This window comes from Brucella pseudogrignonensis (assembly GCF_032190615.1).
Classification (GTDB): Bacteria; Pseudomonadota; Alphaproteobacteria; order Rhizobiales; family Rhizobiaceae; genus Brucella; species Brucella pseudogrignonensis_B.
The window spans coordinates 638,934-657,750 of the sequence record NZ_JAVLAT010000001.1; the positions used below are offsets into that span (position 1 = coordinate 638,934).

Here is an 18,817-nt window from a genome sequence, read left to right on the forward strand (position 1 = left end):
TTTGCAGCAATTGCGCCACAATTTCGCGTGACATTTTAAGAAAAATGACTGGTGGTCCAGTTTTTTTATGACTTACGCACTAAATAAGGCATTTTTTTGCAAGTGTTACCAGATAGTTACCAGCAGTTTAGGTAAATGTTAAAAGCTATAGGGGTAGTCTCAGTCTCGATTAGGTCCTTGAGTGTTGTGTAGAGAGTACAATGGCCGATCTGACAAGACCGCGTATAAAGTATGTTATCGGTCCCGATGGCAGTCCGCTGACCATCGCCGACCTTCCCCCCGCCTCGACAAGGCGCTGGGTCATTCGCCGAAAGGCTGAAGTCGTCGCCGCTGTTCGCGGTGGGCTTCTCAGCCTTGAGGAGGCATGCCAGCGTTATACATTGACGGTGGAGGAATTTCTGGGCTGGCAGTCCTCAATCGACGAGCATGGTCTCGCCGGTCTCAGGACGACCCGCATCCAGCAATATCGACACTAAGCTCTTGCTATTTCTTTGAAACGGCAAGATCAAAATCAAACCCCGGCCGGTTCACTGGCCGGGGTTTTTCTTTTGGTTGATGCGACTATATGAGCTTGAAAGACATATGCTTTCGAAGGGTCAACTCATGGCTGGGAATATAGAGATTACAAAACTCGACGCTGCTGATAGCGGTCGCTATGTCGTCAACATTGATGGCGATCAAGCGGAGATGACCTATACGAAACCAAGCCCGACGCTCATTTCAATCGATCACACATTTGTGCCCGATTCGATGCGCGGCAAAGGTATAGGACAGGCGCTTGCGCTCAATGCCGTAGAAGACGCGCGCAAAACGGGTTGGAAGATCATTCCAATATGCAGCTTCATGCAGGCGCAAGTGAAGCGCCATGGCGATTGGGCCGATGTTGTTGCGGAAGACTAGAGCGCGGATCTGACTAAATCAGATTGAAACGCGATCTACAACTTAGCGCAGATCGCGGATGCGACTTGCAAGGCTTTTGGGGCGAGAGGTACCGTTGTCCGTTTTCTCAGCATCGAGCAGCTTGTTAATTGGCGAAGCAGCACCTTCTTTGTCGGCTGTAGCAGCGACCATTCTTGCTGCCAGAACCGCCATTTCTTCGCGCAACGCGGCATTCTCTTTCAGAATATCTGCTGGTGTGCCTGTCACTGATGCTCTGTCACGCGCGTGACGTTCAAGCCGCTCCTGCGCATCAGAAAAATCAGCAATCAGTTTATCGAGCTTCTGCTGCAATTCTGTATTGCGGCGCTTTTCGCTTTTCAGTTCAGTCTGTGCGGCAGTCAATTGCGTCGAAACCTCATTATAGCGTGCAGATGCATCTTTCCGTTCCCGACGCATTTCGCTCATCTCATTTGTCAAACGGCCATAATCGGCCTCTTTGGTACTCAACTCTATACGCAGCGTATCGGTTAGCGCTTCAAGAGATGAAAGGTGTTTTTGCAGCCGCTGCACTTCAGCTTCAACAATTTCTGCTTCTTCAGCAGCATTATCACGTTCAATGGTGATTTCCGCTATTCGCTTGTCACGCGCGCTGAGCGTTTCGCGGAGCTCTACCATGTCAGATTCGAGCGTCGCAAAACGCTTGAGCTCATCGTGTTGCTGACCGATCTCAATCAGTTGGCGTGCTGATTTTTCACGTTCCAGCTTGAGTTGCTGCTGCAGCTTGCTGGCGATAACCGCATGTTCTGCACGCAAGCCATCACGGTCCGCGCGAATTTCTGCAAGAGTGACCGGGAGTTCGGCATGAATCTGCCGCCGCGCCAAGAAGAATGCACGGCGCCAGACTGAAGGCCCAAGCAGAACCACGACGAAAACCGCCACGAGAACGCCAAGTATGAAAATAAGCGCTGACTGGATCACGGCATTTCACATTTAAAAAAACAGGAGCCGCCAGCCATATGGATGACTGGCGACTGTTCATGGTAACGATCAGAACGGGTTCCAGGTCGGTGAAGCGGAAAGCTTCAGATAACCAATATTGACACCCAACCGCGCACCAACGCCTGTGCGGATCGGCACCAGCATGATGTTCTGACGCTTGAGTACGTTGAAACCAACGCCTGCAATCACATAAGCCGAACCAGCGACACCGGCATAGCGGCCATAAAGGCTCTGGATGTCGTCGAGATTATACACCAGCATCATAACGCGCGAGCCTTGGCCGCCGAAATCCCAGCCGAGCGATGGCCCCTGCCAGAAAGTGCGGTGATCGCCAGCGTTCTTTGTGTAAAGCGTACCTTCACCATAGGTCAGACCGCCAATGAAAGCGCCGGAGCCTTCTTCACCCAGAATGTAGCCATTGGGGAGGCCAAAGCTCTGGAATGCTTTTTCAACGGCACTGGCAATGCCGCCCGATGTAGAACCAAAAAATCTGTGTCCGGAATCAACAATTTCCTGAGACGAATATGTGTTGCTGCTTTGTGCCAGCGCATTGTGCGGCACCGCGATGATGGAGATCATGAAAGCCGCAACAAACGCTAAACTATACGCCGCGTTGCGGAACCTGATCTTCGACAGGGACGGTATGGCCATTTATAAATTCCTTTTGCCTACCAGCTTCTCTGTCTGACGCCCTGTTAAAAGCTTTAGCATGCGCTTCTTATGAACGCTTTTGACGAATCGTGCATATTCTAACCGCGAAATTCTTGTCTAAATCTTTATGCGTCGAAATTGGCTTTAGAATGGCAGAAAAAACAGCTTTCTTGCGGCAATCCAGCGTGGCGTGTATCCAGATTCGCAAGGTTCCCGATGATGATTCGTCGGGGTTTATGCTCATCAACTCATTGCCGTCTGACATCGGGATAAAAGTCGATCATCAGAGACGGTTCGCGCCTGGAGAAACCACCATGCCATTGCCTGTTACCCTGTCCGCACTCGATCTTGGTGCGCTTCTGTGCAGCCGTATCTGTCATGACATCATTTCGCCGGTAGGCGCGATCAACAATGGTCTTGAACTGTTGGAAGAAGGTGGCGCGGATGAAGACGCAATGGCGCTCATCAAATCAAGCGCGCGCAATGCCTCTGCCCGTCTCCAGTTTGCCCGCATCGCCTTTGGTGCCGCCGGCTCTGCAGGCGTACAGATCGATACCGGCGATGCGCAGCATGTCGCTACACAATATTTCGCAAATGAAAAGCCGGAACTGACATGGGAAGGCGCACGCGTCCTGCTGCCAAAGAACAAGGTCAAGTTGCTGCTCAATATGCTGCTGATCGGCAACGCTGCTATTCCGCGTGGTGGCTCGCTGGCGGTGCGTCTTGAAAACGGTGATACGGACCCGCGTTTCGTCGTTACCGTAAAGGGCCGGATGCTGCGCGTCCCGCCGAAGTTCCTTGAACTTCATTCAGGCGCTGAACCGGAAGAGCCAATCGATGCGCATTCGGTTCAGCCATATTACACGCTGTTGCTCGCTGAAGAAGCTGGCATGACGATCTCTATTCACGCCACAGCGGAAGACATCGTTTTCTCTGCCGAATAAATGACAATTGATTATGAAAAGCGCAGGGTCAAACCTGCGCTTTTTTGTTTAATGCAGCTAAAAGAAAAGGCCCCGCCAAAGCGGGGCCTTATTCATTTCAGTCTTGATAAAGCGCTTATGCGATTTCGCGCAGCTCTGTGCCATCTGGCTCACGCAGCACATAGCCGCGACCCCAAACGGTTTCGATATAGCTCTGGCTGCCCGAAACGGCATCGAGCTTCTTGCGCAGCTTGCAGATAAACACGTCGATAATCTTCAGCTCAGGCTCGTCCATACCGCCGTAAAGGTGGTTGAGGAACATTTCCTTGGTGAGCGTTGTGCCCTTACGGAGCGAAAGAAGCTCAAGCATCTGATATTCTTTGCCGGTCAGGTGTACGCGCTGACCACCAACTTCAACGGTTTTCGCGTCGAGGTTAACAATCAAATCGCCGGTGGTGATGACCGACTGGGCATGCCCCTTGGAACGACGAACAATCGCATGAATACGGGCAATGAGCTCGTCCTTGTGGAACGGCTTCGTCATGTAGTCATCTGCACCAAAGCCGAGACCACGAACCTTATCTTCAATGCCAGCCATGCCGGAAAGGATGAGGATTGGCGTCTTAACCTTTGAAAGGCGCAGAGTACGCAGAACTTCATAACCGGACATGTCCGGCAAGTTCAGGTCCAGCAAGATGATGTCATAATCATAAAGCTTGCCGAGATCGATGCCTTCTTCACCCAGATCGGTGGTGTAGACATTGAAGCTCTCGGACTTAAGCATCAGTTCAATGCTTTGTGCGATAGCACTGTCGTCTTCAATCAAAAGGACGCGCATACTTATCCCCTTTCCGCCGCTGACCAGATTTCCCTCACGGCAGCTGACGGAACTGTCGTTGCCTTAATATGAAGGTGTCTGCAAATGGTTAACAAAATATGATTCTGGTTGGCAAGCCTTATTCTTTAACTATTAGAAAAAAACCGTATCCAACTGAATCATAAGCAATTCTCTCGCCCACTCGATACTCATGAATCACATTAAGAAAATCTCTTAAGTGATTCAATTGACTCTAGCTTTCACCTGTTACTCAAAAAGCACACCAAATTTACCGAGCCTTAATTCCTAACGCGTATGATTAACGTTGCAGGTAAAGAAATGGTTACCAAAAGAGCGGAATATTAACTTTTCGTTTCGCTAAAATTAACCACTCTTAACACTGCGTGCTTAGCGAAAGCCCTGAAAAGCAAAGCTTTGCAAAGGTTTAGACGGCACATTACGGGAAAACGACTCCCTTATATGCCTGTTAATAAAGTCGGGGGGAACGCCCCAACGTGTAGAAAGCTGGTTGGTGTTCAAGGAGTATTGCGTATGAAGCCACGTGAAAGCCTCGTCAGGCTGAAATTGTTCCAGGTGAAGGAAAAGCGCCGCCAACTGGGCCAACTGGACCTGATGATGGGTGAGTTCGAACGGATGGCCGGAGAGCTCGACGCCCAGATTCTATCGGAAGAAAAGAAGGCAGGTATCACTGACATCAATCATTTCGCTTATCCGACCTTTGCGAAAGCTGCACGCCAGCGTCGCGACAATCTGTTTGGCTCGATTCGCGATTTGATGCAGCAGAAGGAAGCCGCCGAAGCTGAACTCGTTGTCGCCGAAGCGGATCTCGCGAAAGCAGAAGCGCTGGAAGAGCGTGACGGCGTCAAGGCACCGCGCGAAATCGTTGAGCGCCCGCTCAACCAGCGTCGCGCGATGATCGGTTAAAATAGCCGGAATCAATTACAAAAGGCACGGTATCCGAGAGGGCGCCGGGCCTTTTCTATTTTTAAAGCGTCAGCAGATAGTCCTCGAAACGCTGACCTTTCTGATGCCGGAATACTTGCCCATCGCTCACAACATTGGTGATGCGATCAAGTCGGAAGTTGCGGAAATCATTGCGACTTTCACACCATCCGGTCAACAGCCACACGGCATCAAACATCGTCAACCCGAGCGGCCTTACGCTGCGTTCAGTGGCTTTGTCCCGAAGGTCCAGATAGTCAATTTTCACGATGACGCGATCTCGAACCGCCCGCCTCAGAAATGATAGATGCAGGTTCGCCTTGCTATGTTCCTCAGTCATTTTTGATACAGCTCTGAGCGGAAGATTTTTATATCGATCCCCCGCACCCGACTGCATCGTGGCGCTGAGCTTGCCCGACACACGCTGCGCTGCAGCGGACAATTCTTGATCACCTCTTGCCACAACCAGCCTCACCCCAAGCATAATCGCTTCCAGCTCATCGGCATCGAAGTGCAGTGGCGGCAGAAAATAGCCCTTCTCAAGCTGATACCCTAAGCCCGACTCGCCTCTGATCGGCGCACCCATGGCCTGCAAAGTCGCCATATCGCGATAAATCGTGCGGGGCGAAACCTCCATGAGCTCCGCAAGCGCCTCCGCCGAAACAGGCGCGGACGCAGAACGAAGTCTATCGAGCAAAGAAAAAAGCCGCAGAGTTTTCATAGGAAACGTCTATACCACATCCCTGACAAAAACTGTCAGGGGGAAGATGTATGTGCGGCACTCCAGATGAAAAGGAGTACCACATGAACATCCCTTATTATGAAATCGTCGTTTACAAAATCAACGATGCCTCAACTGCCGACAAGGAACGCGACAACGCGCGCAAACGCATCAGCACCCTGCCCGGTTTTCTCTCATGGATTCCATTCACCGGGGCAAGTGATACTGAGGATCGCGCCGATCTCGTGGCATGGGCCTCGATGGATGAAGCACTGGACGCAGCTAAGTGCGTTGGCACCGCACCAGAATTTGCTGCCTTCAGGGCAACCCTGAAACAAATGGTATCGATAGGCCATTACACAGCACTGGCAACGCCACAACTGCCTGCCACATCTGGCAATGGCATTGAGCTTGGTCGTTTTCGCCTGAAATCTGGCATAAGCGAACAAGCCATGCGCGAAGCCTATGCCGCGATGGTAAGCAAGCACCTCTCGCATCAGTCGGGCTGGCGTGGACAGCATCTCGTCAAACTTGCAGACGGTACTTTCGTTGACCTGGCTTTTGCGGATAACCAAACAATAGCCACCGAAATCTGCACAAGCTGGCAGGGCAATTCAGACTGTGACGCGTTTCTGGCACTGATTGAGCCAATCAGCATGGAGTTCGGCACGACCCTCTGACCCGATCATGCCGCTTGATGCGCTTATTGCGCGGCATATGCCAATTCACGTTTGCATTCCTGCTGCACCTGGTAGTAGGAATTGCGCGCGATGCAGAAACCCGTCCTCCCCGGGCAAGAAAAGGCCCGCGATAGATTCACGATCAGTCACAAACCAAAGCCAGTCCAATGGGGCTTGCTGCTGGTTGCGTCTGCAATTTTCATCTATATCGGCGAACGGCTTGGGCTACCGGCCGCATTCCTCTTGGGAGCGATGCTCGGCGCGATTGTTCTGGCATCACGCGAAAGCGCGATTAAGGTTCATACCCATTTCTCGCTGCTTGCGCAGGCAATTGTCGGCCTGCTGATTGCGCGCGCCATGACGCAGGAATTTTTCAGCAATATGGGGCAGCATCTGCCGATCATCCTGCTGTCGACCGGCTTCACGCTGCTCGCCAGCACGACGGTCGGTTATCTTCTGGCAAGGTTCCGCGTTTTACCGGGAACAACCGCCGTTTGGGGTGTCTCTCCGGGAGCAGCCACCGCAATCGTATTGATGGCTGAATCTTTCGGTGCAGACGCGCGACTGATCGCCTTCATGCAATATCTGCGTGTTGTTCTCGTTGCGACTGCCGCCTCGCTCGTCGTGATGTTTACAACCGATGTCGAAATTGCGGCTCCAGCCGCCATAGAATGGTTTCCAGACATTCGCTGGCACACACTTGGCCCAACACTCGCCCTGATCGTCTGCGGTGCCTTTTTAGGGCAATTATCACGCATTCCAACCGGAGCCATGCTCGTACCGCTCGCTTTGGGCGCATTGCTGCAAGATATCGGCCTGATGACCATCGACCTGCCGCCATGGCTGCTGGCAGGCAGCTATATTTTCATAGGTTGGCGCATCGGTCTTGGCTTTACGCGTGGCATCATTGCACATGCGGCCCGCGCCTTTCCGGCCGTGCTCGGATCGACGCTTATTCTGATTGCCGTCTGCGGATTGTTCGGCATGGCGCTCGGCCATGTGCTCGGTCTTGATCCACTCACCGCTTATCTGGCCACAAGCCCCGGCGGGGCCGATACGGTGGCGATTATCGCAGCATCAAGCCATGTCGATCTACCATTTATCATCGCCATGCAAACAAGCCGCTTTTTCATCGTACTGCTTGCTGGTCCGGCAATCGCCCGCTTCGTTGCGTCACGCATTGCGAAACGACAGAAATAAGAAAGCCCGACTTTCGCCGGGCTTTTCTCGATCACTGATTATAAAGCTTATTTGCCGTGGAAACCACGGATCGCGCCAATGATCTTGTCCTGATCTTCTTCCGAAAGATAAGGATGCATTGGCAGGCTCAGAATACGCGCAGGCAGCGCTTCCGAAACAGGCAGACCACCCGGTGCAATCGGATAATGCTTGTAAGCAGTCTGCAAATGCAGCGGCTTTACGTAGTAAATAACCGATGGAATACCAGCCGCCTGAAGATGCGCCTTCAGACCATCGCGGTTTTCGCTTTCAATCGAATACTGTGCCCAGGCCGAACGGTTGCCAGCAGGCAGACCCGGAACCTTGACGACGTCCTTGAGCAGCTCATTATAGCGCTTGGCAATACGGTCACGCGCTTCCATTTCGTCTTCAAGGATCGCCATCTTTTCCAGAAGAATAGCGGCCTGAATGGTATCAAGACGCGAGTTGAGACCAATGCGAACATTGTCGTACTGCGTTTCGCCCTTGCCGTGAAACAGCACTGAGCGCAGCGTATCAGCGAGTTCGGCATCATTGGTGAACATTGCACCGCCATCGCCATAGCAGCCGAGCGGCTTGGCGGGATAGAAGCTTGTCGCACCAACGTGGCCGAAAGCACCACACATGACATTGTCACGCTTGCCACCAACCGACTGCGCCGCATCTTCAATGATGAACAGGCCTTCGCGCTCCGCAATCGCAGTAATGCGATTGTAATCAGCAGCAAGACCAAACAGATCGACAGGAATGATTGCCTTTGGCTCAAGACGGCCTTCCTTGCGGATCGCCGCAATCGCCGCTTCGAGCTGCTCGACATTCATGTTGTAGCTGTCGGCATCGACGTCAACGAAAACCGGCTCTGCACCAACAAGCGCAACAACTTCAGCAGTCGCAGCGAATGTGAACGACGGCACAAACACCGCATGACCCGGACCAATGCCGCGTGCCATCAAAGGCATCTGCAAAGCGTCAGTACCGTTGGCACAGGCAATCACATGCTCAACGCCCAGATATTCACCGAGCTTTTTTTCGAACTCCGCAACTTCAGGACCGAGAATATAACGACCTTCCGCAACAACCTTGGTAACGGCGGCATTGAGACGGTCTTCGATACGCGCGCGTTGCGCTCCAAGATCAATGAACTGCATGTTGGCTCCAATTTATCTGGTCCGCCCCATCAGAAGCGAATCCGCGACAATTCTCTTATTCCTTCACGCCCCTCCCTGCCATGGGGGAGCGTTCAAAGTTTTGCGAGTTTCGTAACACCAGTTGACAGCAATTTCTGTCAAACGGTGGCTATTTAGAATGATTGACCGAACCTTCGGTCAAAATACGCAACACGTTAATTGCTTCCTGTCCATCGGTACGCGGTGTTTCACGCGTTTCGATGCAATGCAGGAAATGCTGCAATTCGCGTGTCAGCGGCATGCCCTCTTCGACAGCCACATATTCCGGCTCGACCGATTTGAAGGCCCACTGATCATTCTCACGCCAGACTTCATGCTTGTAGAATGCAAGCTTGCGATCCCAAGGCTCAGCATCGTCAAAGACCAGCATGCCCTTGGTTCCGGTCACGCTCAAACGACGCTCGCGATAAGAATTCAAACGCGATGCAAAAAGGTGCCCGCGAATACCGCTTGGAAATTCGAGATGCACATGGGCAAAGTCGCTGATCTTGTCGATCACCGCAGTCCCCTCACCGCGAACAGCTGACGGTTCTTCGCCGGTGATCGCGAGAATCATCGAAAGATCGTGCGGAGCGAGATCCCACAGCGCATCGAACTTGTCGTGGAACTTACCGAAACCAACGCGGTGCGAATGCACATAGCGAACATCGCCTATGTCGCCGCTTTTGACCATATCGAGCAGTTTTTCAAAAGCCGGATGGAAACGCAGAATATGTCCAACCATGAACACGCGATTGTTTTCGCGCGCCGCAGCAACTTCTGCCTCAGCGTCAGCAACTTCCAGCGCAATCGGCTTTTCAACCAGAACATCCTTGCCGTTTTTCACCGCTTCTATTGCATATTGCGCATGAAACTGCGCAGGCAGCGCCAAAACGATGCCATCAATATCGGGATGCGAGAAGAGTTCATCAACCGGAATATTCGGAACACCAAATTCAGAAGCGAATCGCTGCGCATTCTGTGGATTGGCGTCAGAAACACCCTGAAGGACACCGAGCCCCTTCAAGGTACGAATATGGTTGCCGCCCCAATAGCCACAACCCAAAACCGCAATACGAGGTGCCATATAACTATGCCTTTGCTTTCCGCTAGTTACTTATCTACGCAAAACATGGAAAACAAGACGAAAGCCATGTGGGGTCGTGTGGACGATTATTTTTCGGGCGTGGCGTGAGACGGATTTTCTTTATGAACAGGAGAACAGACCGCCGTGGAGTGTATCTCCACAAGGGCTGTTCGACGTATTCAGAGAGAAAATCCGCCACGTCCCGAAGGGATTTGATGAAAATCTCCCAGCTTAGCGTCACAAAACCTTGAGGGAGAATACTCCATCTTCGGTTTTGCTCCTAAATCTGTGAGATTTTCAGTCATACCACGCTCCAAAATATAATTGTCCACACGACCCAAGAGTGCTTGACAGGGTCCCATTACCCACATATACCGCCGCCATTCCTTGCAAGAACACAGTTCTGGAAACGCTGGAAACGGCGCTGTAAACTGTTTCACTGCAATGTGTGGCGGAGTAGCTCAGTAGGTTAGAGCAGAGGAATCATAATCCTTGTGTCGGCGGTTCGAATCCGTCCTCCGCTACCAATCCCCCCACAAGTTTTTGCTGCTTCAGGCAAAGTTCGCTTTCAACAAAATAATCGAACTATTATAACCCTCAGCGAAAACGACAGCATGTCGCCAGGACGTGGGAAGCGGTTTTGGGGATAGGGGCATGCTTTAAAGACACATAGATAATGCGTGGCGATTAAATAAGATAAATTGCAACACGTATTAAGAGTGGGTGGTATGATATTTTTGAATCTCGCTTTTCTGGTACTGCATCTGGTTTCGGTTATAACCGGCGTCGCCGCAGGTATTCTCTGGATGCGATCTGCAGGTGTTGACGTACCTGCGATTAAACCATCGAGAAAGCTGCGAAAGCCCGACGGGACAGTATCTGAAGAATGGGTCAATGAGGTCGCAACGAACCTCGATTCGCATCATAAAGGCTGGGTGAAGGCAACGCAGTTCAACAAAGCCGCAGCGACCGCTGCTGCTATTGCTGCATTAGCGCAAGCCGCTGTTTATGTTCTCAATATCGTACAGAATCTTATGTCGCTATAAATTGCACATCAGATATGCCAAGCTCGTCTTCGCAGACGAAGCAAAATAGCGGAGCCAAAATGAAATCACTGATTATATTCATTACATGGATTTTCGGCATCGCATGTGGGCTGTCGCTGGCAAGCTGGCTGATGGCAAATGAACGCATCGGCGATGCAATCGTCATGCTCTACACGTCGAGCATCTTTGCTGTCGTGGCATTTGTTGTTCTTGTTTATCTCGTTGCACGCCACGCGTTGAATAACAAACGCAACCGGTGACACTTTGCGACCAGAGGCAATTGATCGATAATGTCCTTGCTTACTAACCAGCCTCACCCGTCCATTGATCCAGTTTCCATCAAGCAGCTGGTCGACACGTTTTATGGTCGTGCGCGTGAAGATGAATTGCTCGGTCCGATTTTCACAAAAGCTGTTGCGGACTGGGATCATCATCTGGCGCAGATTGCGGAATTCTGGTCATCGGTCATTCTCAAAACCGGCACTTATGAAGGGCGCCCGATGCCGCCGCATCTACGGCTTGGCTTGAAAAGCGATCATTTTGATCGCTGGCTGGAGCTATTCGAGCAAACAACGCGCGAGATCTTCCCACCGGGAGGCGCTGTGATCTTCATCGACCGTGCGCGGCGGATCGCTGATAGTTTCGAGATGGCGATAGCCACGCATGGCGGGACATTTTCAACGCCGCGTCATTCTCGCAAGCCATTATAAAAACGCCCGCCTCTTAACTAGAGCCTATCCCGAAAAGTGCGAAGCGGTTTTCGGAACAAGATGCGCGTAAAAACAGTTAGATAGAGCATTTCCAATGACTCAATCTAAACAGGAAATGCTCTAAGAGGCGGGCGTTTTAACTTTATGCGGCAGGCTTGGTCTTTTCCGCCAAAAGCTGCTTCTCATGGCGAAGCAACATACCGAACAGATCACGTGGCTCATCAGGATCAGCCAGAAGATCAAGTTGCACATAGAAGCCTGTGTCTTTCAGCTTGTCACGGACATAACGCAGCGCAGAGAAATCTTCTGTCGCAAAGCCAACCGAGTCAAACAACGTAATCTGGCGCGCATCGGTGCGGCCTTCGATTTTGCCGGTAATCACTTCCCAAAGTTCCTTGACGGGATAATCTTCCGGAAGCTGCTGAATTTCGCCTTCGATGCGTGTCTGTGGTGGATATTCGACGAAAATATCCGAGCGGCGGAGAATATCGCCATGCAGTTCGGTCTTGCCGGGACAATCGCCACCAACCGCGTTGATATGTACGCCAGCGCCAACCATGTTGTCGGTCAGGATCGTGGCGTTGAGCTTGTCAGCGGTGACAGTGGTGATGATATCCGCACCTTCCACCACCTCTTCGACATTCTTGCAGATCACAATATCAATGCCTGTGCCTTCGAGATTGCGCGCGCATTTTTCAGAAGCCGTGCGGTCAATATCGTAAAGACGCAGCTTGTCGATGCCGAGGATCGCCTTGAAGGCAAGTGCCTGAAACTCGCTCTGCGCACCATTGCCAATGATCGCCATCGTGCGTGCGTTCTTTGGCGCCAGATGCTTGGCTGCAACGGCTGACGTCGCCGCGGTACGCAGTGCTGTCAGGATCGTCATTTCCGTCAACAGCATCGGATAGCCATTGCCAACATCAGACAATACGCCAAAGGCTGTCACGGTCTGCAAACCATCGCGCGTATTCTTCGGATGACCGTTCACATATTTAAAGCCGTAAAGCGTGCCATCGCTTGTCGGCATCAACTCGATCACGCCTTCATCGGAATGCGATGCAACGCGTGGCGTCTTGTCGAAGCTTTCCCAGCGGCGGAAATCTTCTTCAACATAATCAGCAAGCTCCTTGAGAAAGGTCTCAACGCCGACAGACAAAACCAGCTTCATCATGTGATCAACACTGACGAAAGGTACGATATTGAGGTTCGGTTGGGTCATTCTAGCTCCTTACCATTCGGCGGCAAACTCTAATGGCTCGCCAGCCACGAATGCGGTTTCTGAAATCAGTAATTGATGGTTGGACGATCCATGACACTGCGGCCCAGAAGGCTCGCCATCAGGTCAACCATGACGGTTGCAGTGCGTCCACGTTCATCGAGGAACGGGTTAAGCTCAACGAGATCAAGGCTGGTCACCAGTTCACTGTCATGCAGCATTTCCATGATGAGATGCGCTTCACGGAACGTTGCGCCGCCCGGAACCGTGGTGCCGACAGCGGGCGCGATCGATGGCTCAAGGAAATCAACATCGAGGCTCACATGCAGAAGGCCGTTTTCATCCTTCACACGCTGCAAAAAGCGGCGCAGCAGCGCAGCCACACCATGCTCATCGATAAGACGCATGTCATAGACGGCAACGTCAGTCTGCTTGATCGCAGCGCGTTCTGCCGGGTCCACACTGCGAATACCCATCATGCAGACATTGGCCGGATCAATTGGTGCTGCCAATGGCGGGAAATAGCCTTCAAAGCCCTTCTGGCCCGTATAATAGGCCACAGGCGTACCATGCAGATTGCCACTGCCTGTTGTTTCCAGCGTGTGGAAATCCGTGTGCGCGTCAAGCCAAAGGACGAACTGCTTGCGGCCTTTTTCGGCAGCGCGGCGTGCAATACCGGGAACAGTGCCGGCGGCCAGAAGATGATCGCCACCAAGAAAAATGGGAAAACCTTCTTCACTCTCACGATAAGCAGCTTCACTGATCGCTTCGATCCACGCCACAGCCTGCGGTAAAGCCTTGATCACAGAATTGGGGTGTGTCAGCGGGCGCAACTGAGCCGGTGCCAGATTGCCGAGATCCGTAAATTCATGACCGAGTTCGCGGATCGCATCGGCAATGCCAGCGGCGCGATAACCATCCGGGCCCATATTGCAGCCAAGACGACCAGTGCCCTCCTGAACAGGCAATCCCAAAATCTTGCAATGCATAAAGTAAGAATCCTTCTTTTTTCTATCTGAAATTCACCATTTACGCTTGGCGATGTGAAGCAACCGGATTGGCAATTTTATCGGTTTGGTTTATCAGAATGTCGGATTGGCTTTTCAAAATGGAGAAAACATGGACGATCTGGATGAAAAGCTCATCACGCTTTTACGTCACAATGGCCGCCGCAGCATTTCCGATGTGGCACTTGATCTGGGCGTTTCGCGCGCCACGGTACGCGCGCGTATGGAAAAGCTGGAGCAGTCTGGCGACATTATCGGCTATACGGTGATCCTGCGCTCTGATGCAGTTGATCTTCCCGTTCGCGGTATCATGATGATCGAAATCGAAGGCCATGTCGCCGACCGTGTGGTAAAATCGCTCGGCGGTTTCTCCGAAATTTCAGCCATCCACACCACAAATGGTCGTTTCGATCTGGTGGTGGAACTGGGGGCTGCAACGCTGACCGATTTCGATGCCGTGCTGCGCCGCATCCGACTGGTGCCGGGGATTAAGGCGAGCGAGACCAATCTCCTGTTGGCAACACCGCGCTCGACGCGTGCACGTCTGTAAATAAAAAGCCCGGCTCGAAGCCGGGCTTTTTGATTAAGTGTCTGAATCAAAAAACGGCAGGCCGTGGCGAAAATGGTGATTTTCGAGTACCGAAGCGGAGTGTACTTTTGGGTACATGAGCATCGGAACGCAGACAAATTGCCATTTGCAGACCGGCATGGCGGTTTTTAGAACAGAGACTAGGCGAGGATCGGGTAATCCGTATATCCCTTGGCACCGCCGCCATACATATGCTGCTGATCCAGTTCATTGAGCGGCGCGTTTTCTTTAAAACGGCGCACCAGATCAGGGTTAGCAATAAACGGTTTTCCAAAGGCAACCACATCAGCGCGACCGCTTTCGATTTCCTTTTCCGCCAGATCACGGTCATAGCCATTATTGACCATCCAAGCAGCTTTGCCACCGGCATCGCGATAAACCTGCTTGAGACGCGCATAATCGAAAGGCTGTGGGCCCTGCTGGAAATCGCGCGGACCGCCTGTCGCACCTTCAATAATATGGACATAAGCAAGACCATATGAAGCGAGCTTATCGAGCACATAATCAAACAGCGGCTGCGGATCGGAATCCGATGCGTCATTGGCAGGCGTTACCGGCGAAAGACGAATACCCACCTTGCCCGGCGCAACCGACTTTGTGATTGCATCCACCACTTCAAACAGGAAGCGTGCGCGGTTTTCGATGGAGCCGCCATATTCATCGGTCCGGTGATTGCTGTCCGAACGCAGGAACTGATCAATCAGATAGCCGTTTGCAGCATGAATTTCGACGCCGTCAAAACCAGCCACTTCGACAGCATTCTTTGCAGCCTTGGCATAAGTCGCAACGATCTCTGGAATCTCGCTCTTTTCCAGTGCACGTGGCTCTGAGGTTGGTGCAAACTCGCCGGTGCCGTCTGGATGCACGAGATAGGTCTTCGACTTGGCCGTGATAGCCGAAGGCGCTACCGGCTTGCCGCCATTTGGCTGTAGGCTGTCATGCGAAATACGGCCAACATGCCACATCTGCACGACGATCTTGCCGCCTGCGCTGTGAACAGCGTCGGTGACGCGCTTCCAGCCTGCAAGCTGCTCGTCCGAATAAAGGCCCGGCACATCGGCATAGCCCTGCCCCTGATGGCTGATCGGCGTTGCTTCAGTGATAATCAGACCAGCACTAGCGCGCTGTTCATAATAGGTGACGTTGAGGTCGTTTGGCACAGCGCGGGGCGAGCGGTTGCGCGTCAGCGGTGCCATAACGATGCGGTTGGCAAGCTTGAGATCGCCGATTGTAACTGGATCGAACAATGTGGCCATAGATGCATTTCCTTCAAATGGGAACGATTGGGCGGATTAGTAAAATGGGATTAAAGATCGGATAGCGATTTGAGCAAGGCGGCAATTGCCTCCTCATCGCGCTTGTAGAAGGTCCATTGGCCAACGCGGTTGGGCGTAATCAGCCCCACTTTGGTCAGCACGGACAAATGAGCAGAAACGGTGGATTGCGACAGGCCACACCGTTCAAACTGACCGGCGCACACGCCCATCTCCAAAGACATGTGCTGAGCGGAGAAATGCTTCTCCGGCTGCTTGAGCCAGCTTAAAATGTCGAGACGAACTGGATGGCCAAGTGCCTTGAGTATCTCGTCCAACGGCATAGCTGTTGCTATAGATTGATTATCCGACATCAAGGTCACCTCGCTGATCTTCATTCATATCGTCATTTCACGATATATGTATCGCTCAATTCCGATTTTAAAAGACCCTGCGCGTTCACAGGGGCGTGAACAAAAATATACGTGCTTTCCTGTGGACCATTATGGCGGTCGTGATTGCGTCAAAAACCTATCCGACTATGTTCGCGTAAAGATTTGAGATTGGAATGAATATGGCCAACGATATTAAGCGCATTGCCGCAATCATTGCAGCGGAGATCAACGCAAAGCCCGAACAGGCCATAGCAGCCATTGGTCTTCTCGATGAAGGCTCGACTGTGCCGTTCGTCGCCCGTTACCGCAAAGAAGTCACCGGCGGACTTGACGACACGCAATTGCGCACGCTGGATGAGCGACTTTCTTATCTGCGTGAACTTGAAGCACGGCGCACCTCCATTCTGGAATCGATCCGCGGGCAAGAAAAGCTGACGCCAGAACTGGAGCTCAAAATCGCAGGCGTCCAGACCAAGGCCGAGCTTGAAGACCTGTATCTTCCCTATAAACCCAAGCGACGCACCAAAGCGGAAATCGCACGCGAACGTGGTCTTGGACCGCTTGCCGAAGCTATTCTGAGCGACCGCAGACTGGTCCCTGCCGAGATTGCCACACAATATGTCACCGGCGATGTTGCCGATGTGAAGGCAGCTCTTGAAGGCGCGCGCGACATCATTGCCGAAGGCTTCACCGAGAATGCTGAACTGATCGGTAATCTGCGTAACTATCTCAAAGAACGCGCGGTGCTCCGTTCGCGCGTTGTCGACGGCAAGCAGGAGGCAGGCGCAAAGTTCTCCGATTATTTCGACCATTCCGAACGCTGGGCAAATGTTGCAGGCCACCGCGCTCTGGCCATGCTGCGCGGTCGCAATGAGGATTTTCTGTCGCTCGACATTGAAATCGACGCCGACGACACCTCCCCGGTAAAGCCGGTCGAACGCAAAATTGCAGCCGCCTATAATATTGGTGCAACGCTTCCAGGCGATCGCTGGCTGATGGAAGTTGCAGGCTGGGCATGGCGCGTCAAGCTCTCGCTCTCCTTGTCACTCGACCTCATGCGCGACCTGCGTGAACGCGCCGAGGAAGAAGCCATCAACGTCTTCGCCCGCAACTTGAAAGACCTCTTGCTCGCCGCCCCTGCCGGTTCGCGTGCCACCATGGGCCTTGATCCGGGCATCCGCACCGGCGTCAAAGTCGCAATCGTCGATGGCACTGGCAAACTCCTCGACACAACAACGGTCTACCCGTTTCCGCCAAAGAACGATGTGCGTGGCACACAGGCCGAGCTTGCAAGCCTGATCCGTAAACACAAGATCGAGCTGATTGCGATTGGCAACGGCACAGGCAGCCGCGAAACCGAACGTCTTGTCGTGGATATGCTCAACGACCTGCCAGCGCCAAAACCGCTCAAAGTCATCGTGTCGGAAGCAGGTGCATCGGTCTATTCGGCGTCAGAAGCCGCAGCCGCCGAATTTCCGCAGCTCGACGTATCGCTGCGCGGTGCGGTTTCCATCGCCCGCCGCCTGCAGGACCCATTGGCGGAACTCGTCAAGATCGAACCGAAATCCATCGGCGTTGGCCAGTATCAGCATGATGTCGATCAGTCCCGTCTGGCGCGTTCGCTCGATGCAGTGGTCGAAGATGCCGTGAACGCTGTCGGGGTTGATCTCAACACGGCATCCGCCTCACTGCTGGCGCGTGTATCGGGTCTGGGAAAGTCGCTCGCCGAGGCAATTGTTACGCATCGCGATCAAGCGGGAGCCTTCAAGAACCGCAAGGAGCTTCTGAAAGTCGCCCGCCTCGGCAATCGCGCTTTTGAACAATGCGCAGGCTTTCTGCGTATCGCCAACGGCACCGAGCCGCTTGATGCGTCCTCCGTTCACCCGGAAGCCTATGGCGTTGCAAAGAAAATCATTTCCGCCTGTGGCCGCGATGTGCGCAGCCTCATGGGTGACAGTGCGGCATTGAAAGCGCTTGATCCGCGTGTCTTTGTTGATGAGCGTTTTGGTCTGCCAACCGTGCGTGACATTATCGCCGAGCTCGACAAGCCGGGCCGCGATCCGCGCCCTGAATTCAGGACCGCGACCTTTGCCGATGGCATTGATGACATCAAAGACCTGAAACCCGGCATGATACTGGAAGGCACAGTTACCAATGTTGCGGCCTTTGGTGCGTTTGTCGATATCGGTGTGCATCAGGACGGACTTGTCCATGTTTCGCAACTCGCTGATAAGTTTGTTAAAGACCCGCATGAAGTGGTCAAGGCTGGCGATGTGGTGAAGGTGCGCGTGACCGAAGTGGATGTGCCACGCAAGCGTATCGGCCTCACGATGAGAAAGGACGGCGGCGAAGCCACTGCCCCGCGCAACAATGCACAGCGCGATGCAAGACCCGCGCAAAAGCAGAACTTCACCCCGCGCAAACACGAGCAGCCATCAACTGGCGGTTTCGGTGCAGCCCTTCTGGAAGCGATGAAGAAGAAATAAGAAAAAGGGCG

21 protein-coding genes and 1 tRNA gene are annotated in these 18,817 nt (G+C 52.8%); 12 read left to right on the forward strand and 10 right to left on the reverse strand.

Translation table 11 applies throughout. The annotated features are described in order from the left end of the window. Nucleotides 1–200: 200 nt before the first annotated feature. Both RI570_RS03135 and RI570_RS03140 read left to right on the forward strand, forming a co-directional pair. Nucleotides 201–476, forward strand: a complete 276-nt coding sequence (locus RI570_RS03135) for a DUF1153 domain-containing protein (RefSeq protein ID WP_250038723.1) — start codon at nt 201–203, stop codon at nt 474–476. A 127-nt stretch (nt 477–603) separates the two neighbouring features. Further along, complete coding sequence (locus RI570_RS03140; RefSeq protein WP_313826908.1) at nt 604–900, forward strand: GNAT family N-acetyltransferase; 297 nt, start codon at nt 604–606, stop codon at nt 898–900. A gap of 42 nt (nt 901–942) precedes the next feature. On the opposite strand, the gene RI570_RS03145 is transcribed toward RI570_RS03140, so the two are convergent. Both RI570_RS03145 and RI570_RS03150 read right to left on the reverse strand, forming a co-directional pair. Further along, nucleotides 943–1,833, reverse strand: a complete 891-nt coding sequence (locus RI570_RS03145; RefSeq protein ID WP_313828532.1) for a hypothetical protein — start codon at nt 1,831–1,833, stop codon at nt 943–945. Between the two features lie 93 nt (nt 1,834–1,926). Next, entirely contained in the window at nt 1,927–2,529 is a 603-nt protein-coding gene (locus tag RI570_RS03150) for a DUF1134 domain-containing protein (RefSeq protein WP_313826909.1), read from the reverse strand. Between the two features lie 314 nt (nt 2,530–2,843). Here RI570_RS03150 and chpT point away from each other — a divergent pair, with 314 nt between their 5' ends. Next, nucleotides 2,844–3,473 (forward strand): histidine phosphotransferase ChpT, encoded by a 630-nt coding sequence (gene chpT / locus RI570_RS03155; RefSeq protein WP_187544283.1) that lies wholly within the window; start codon nt 2,844–2,846, stop codon nt 3,471–3,473. 115 nt (nt 3,474–3,588) lie between these two features. Here chpT and ctrA read toward each other — a convergent pair whose 3' ends face one another. After that, on the reverse strand, nt 3,589–4,290 hold the full coding sequence (gene ctrA, locus RI570_RS03160) for a response regulator transcription factor CtrA (protein ID WP_313826911.1): 702 nt from the start codon (nt 4,288–4,290) through the stop codon (nt 3,589–3,591). A 531-nt stretch (nt 4,291–4,821) separates the two neighbouring features. On the opposite strand from ctrA, the gene RI570_RS03165 reads away from it, so the two are divergent. Continuing rightward, entirely contained in the window at nt 4,822–5,214 is a 393-nt protein-coding gene (locus RI570_RS03165; RefSeq protein ID WP_250038718.1) for a flagellar export protein FliJ, read from the forward strand. A 61-nt stretch (nt 5,215–5,275) separates the two neighbouring features. On the opposite strand, the gene RI570_RS03170 is transcribed toward RI570_RS03165, so the two are convergent. After that, on the reverse strand, nt 5,276–5,953 hold the full coding sequence (locus tag RI570_RS03170) for a YafY family protein (protein WP_313826912.1): 678 nt from the start codon (nt 5,951–5,953) through the stop codon (nt 5,276–5,278). Between the two features lie 83 nt (nt 5,954–6,036). Between RI570_RS03170 and RI570_RS03175 the strand changes: the two genes are divergently transcribed. Together RI570_RS03175 and RI570_RS03180 are read left to right on the forward strand one after the other, a co-directional pair. Further along, nucleotides 6,037–6,633, forward strand: coding sequence for a hypothetical protein (locus tag RI570_RS03175; protein ID WP_313826913.1), 597 nt, complete (start codon nt 6,037–6,039; stop codon nt 6,631–6,633). Between the two features lie 90 nt (nt 6,634–6,723). Continuing rightward, complete coding sequence (locus RI570_RS03180; RefSeq protein WP_313826914.1) at nt 6,724–7,833, forward strand: AbrB family transcriptional regulator; 1,110 nt, start codon at nt 6,724–6,726, stop codon at nt 7,831–7,833. Nucleotides 7,834–7,880: 47 nt separating this feature from the next. Here the strand turns inward: RI570_RS03180 and RI570_RS03185 are convergent, their stop codons facing one another. Continuing rightward, nucleotides 7,881–8,999, reverse strand: coding sequence for a DegT/DnrJ/EryC1/StrS aminotransferase family protein (locus tag RI570_RS03185; RefSeq protein ID WP_313826916.1), 1,119 nt, complete (start codon nt 8,997–8,999; stop codon nt 7,881–7,883). A 148-nt stretch (nt 9,000–9,147) separates the two neighbouring features. After that, nucleotides 9,148–10,104: a Gfo/Idh/MocA family oxidoreductase gene (locus RI570_RS03190; protein ID WP_313826918.1), complete on the reverse strand. Its 957-nt coding sequence runs from the start codon at nt 10,102–10,104 to the stop codon at nt 9,148–9,150. A gap of 450 nt (nt 10,105–10,554) precedes the next feature. Between RI570_RS03190 and RI570_RS03195 the strand changes: the two genes are divergently transcribed. The 4 genes from RI570_RS03195 (at nt 10,555) to RI570_RS03210 (ending at nt 11,860) form a co-directional block, all read left to right on the forward strand. Further along, nucleotides 10,555–10,631 (forward strand) — tRNA-Met (locus tag RI570_RS03195). 201 nt (nt 10,632–10,832) lie between these two features. Then, a complete protein-coding gene (locus RI570_RS03200) occupies nt 10,833–11,150 on the forward strand; it encodes a hypothetical protein (RefSeq protein ID WP_313826919.1) in 318 nt (105 codons plus the stop codon). A gap of 59 nt (nt 11,151–11,209) precedes the next feature. After that, entirely contained in the window at nt 11,210–11,410 is a 201-nt protein-coding gene (locus tag RI570_RS03205; protein WP_313826920.1) for a hypothetical protein, read from the forward strand. A 30-nt stretch (nt 11,411–11,440) separates the two neighbouring features. Then, on the forward strand, nt 11,441–11,860 hold the full coding sequence (locus tag RI570_RS03210) for a group III truncated hemoglobin (RefSeq protein WP_313826921.1): 420 nt from the start codon (nt 11,441–11,443) through the stop codon (nt 11,858–11,860). 142 nt (nt 11,861–12,002) lie between these two features. Here the strand turns inward: RI570_RS03210 and RI570_RS03215 are convergent, their stop codons facing one another. Together RI570_RS03215 and rocF are read right to left on the reverse strand one after the other, a co-directional pair. Continuing rightward, on the reverse strand, nt 12,003–13,079 hold the full coding sequence (locus tag RI570_RS03215) for an ornithine cyclodeaminase (RefSeq protein WP_313826923.1): 1,077 nt from the start codon (nt 13,077–13,079) through the stop codon (nt 12,003–12,005). A gap of 65 nt (nt 13,080–13,144) precedes the next feature. Next, on the reverse strand, nt 13,145–14,065 hold the full coding sequence (gene rocF, locus RI570_RS03220) for an arginase (protein ID WP_313826925.1): 921 nt from the start codon (nt 14,063–14,065) through the stop codon (nt 13,145–13,147). Nucleotides 14,066–14,195: 130 nt separating this feature from the next. Between rocF and RI570_RS03225 the strand changes: the two genes are divergently transcribed. Continuing rightward, entirely contained in the window at nt 14,196–14,633 is a 438-nt protein-coding gene (locus RI570_RS03225) for an Lrp/AsnC family transcriptional regulator (RefSeq protein ID WP_313826927.1), read from the forward strand. 179 nt (nt 14,634–14,812) lie between these two features. On the opposite strand, the gene RI570_RS03230 is transcribed toward RI570_RS03225, so the two are convergent. Together RI570_RS03230 and RI570_RS03235 are read right to left on the reverse strand one after the other, a co-directional pair. Further along, complete coding sequence (locus RI570_RS03230) at nt 14,813–15,928, reverse strand: alkene reductase (protein WP_313826928.1); 1,116 nt, start codon at nt 15,926–15,928, stop codon at nt 14,813–14,815. A 50-nt stretch (nt 15,929–15,978) separates the two neighbouring features. Continuing rightward, nucleotides 15,979–16,299 carry a helix-turn-helix transcriptional regulator gene (locus RI570_RS03235; RefSeq protein WP_313826929.1) on the reverse strand — a complete coding sequence of 107 codons (321 nt, stop codon included), beginning with the start codon at nt 16,297–16,299 and terminating at the stop codon, nt 15,979–15,981. 200 nt (nt 16,300–16,499) lie between these two features. On the opposite strand from RI570_RS03235, the gene RI570_RS03240 reads away from it, so the two are divergent. Further along, a complete protein-coding gene (locus tag RI570_RS03240; RefSeq protein ID WP_313826931.1) occupies nt 16,500–18,806 on the forward strand; it encodes a Tex family protein in 2,307 nt (768 codons plus the stop codon). The last annotated feature ends 11 nt before the right edge of the window (nt 18,807–18,817 follow it).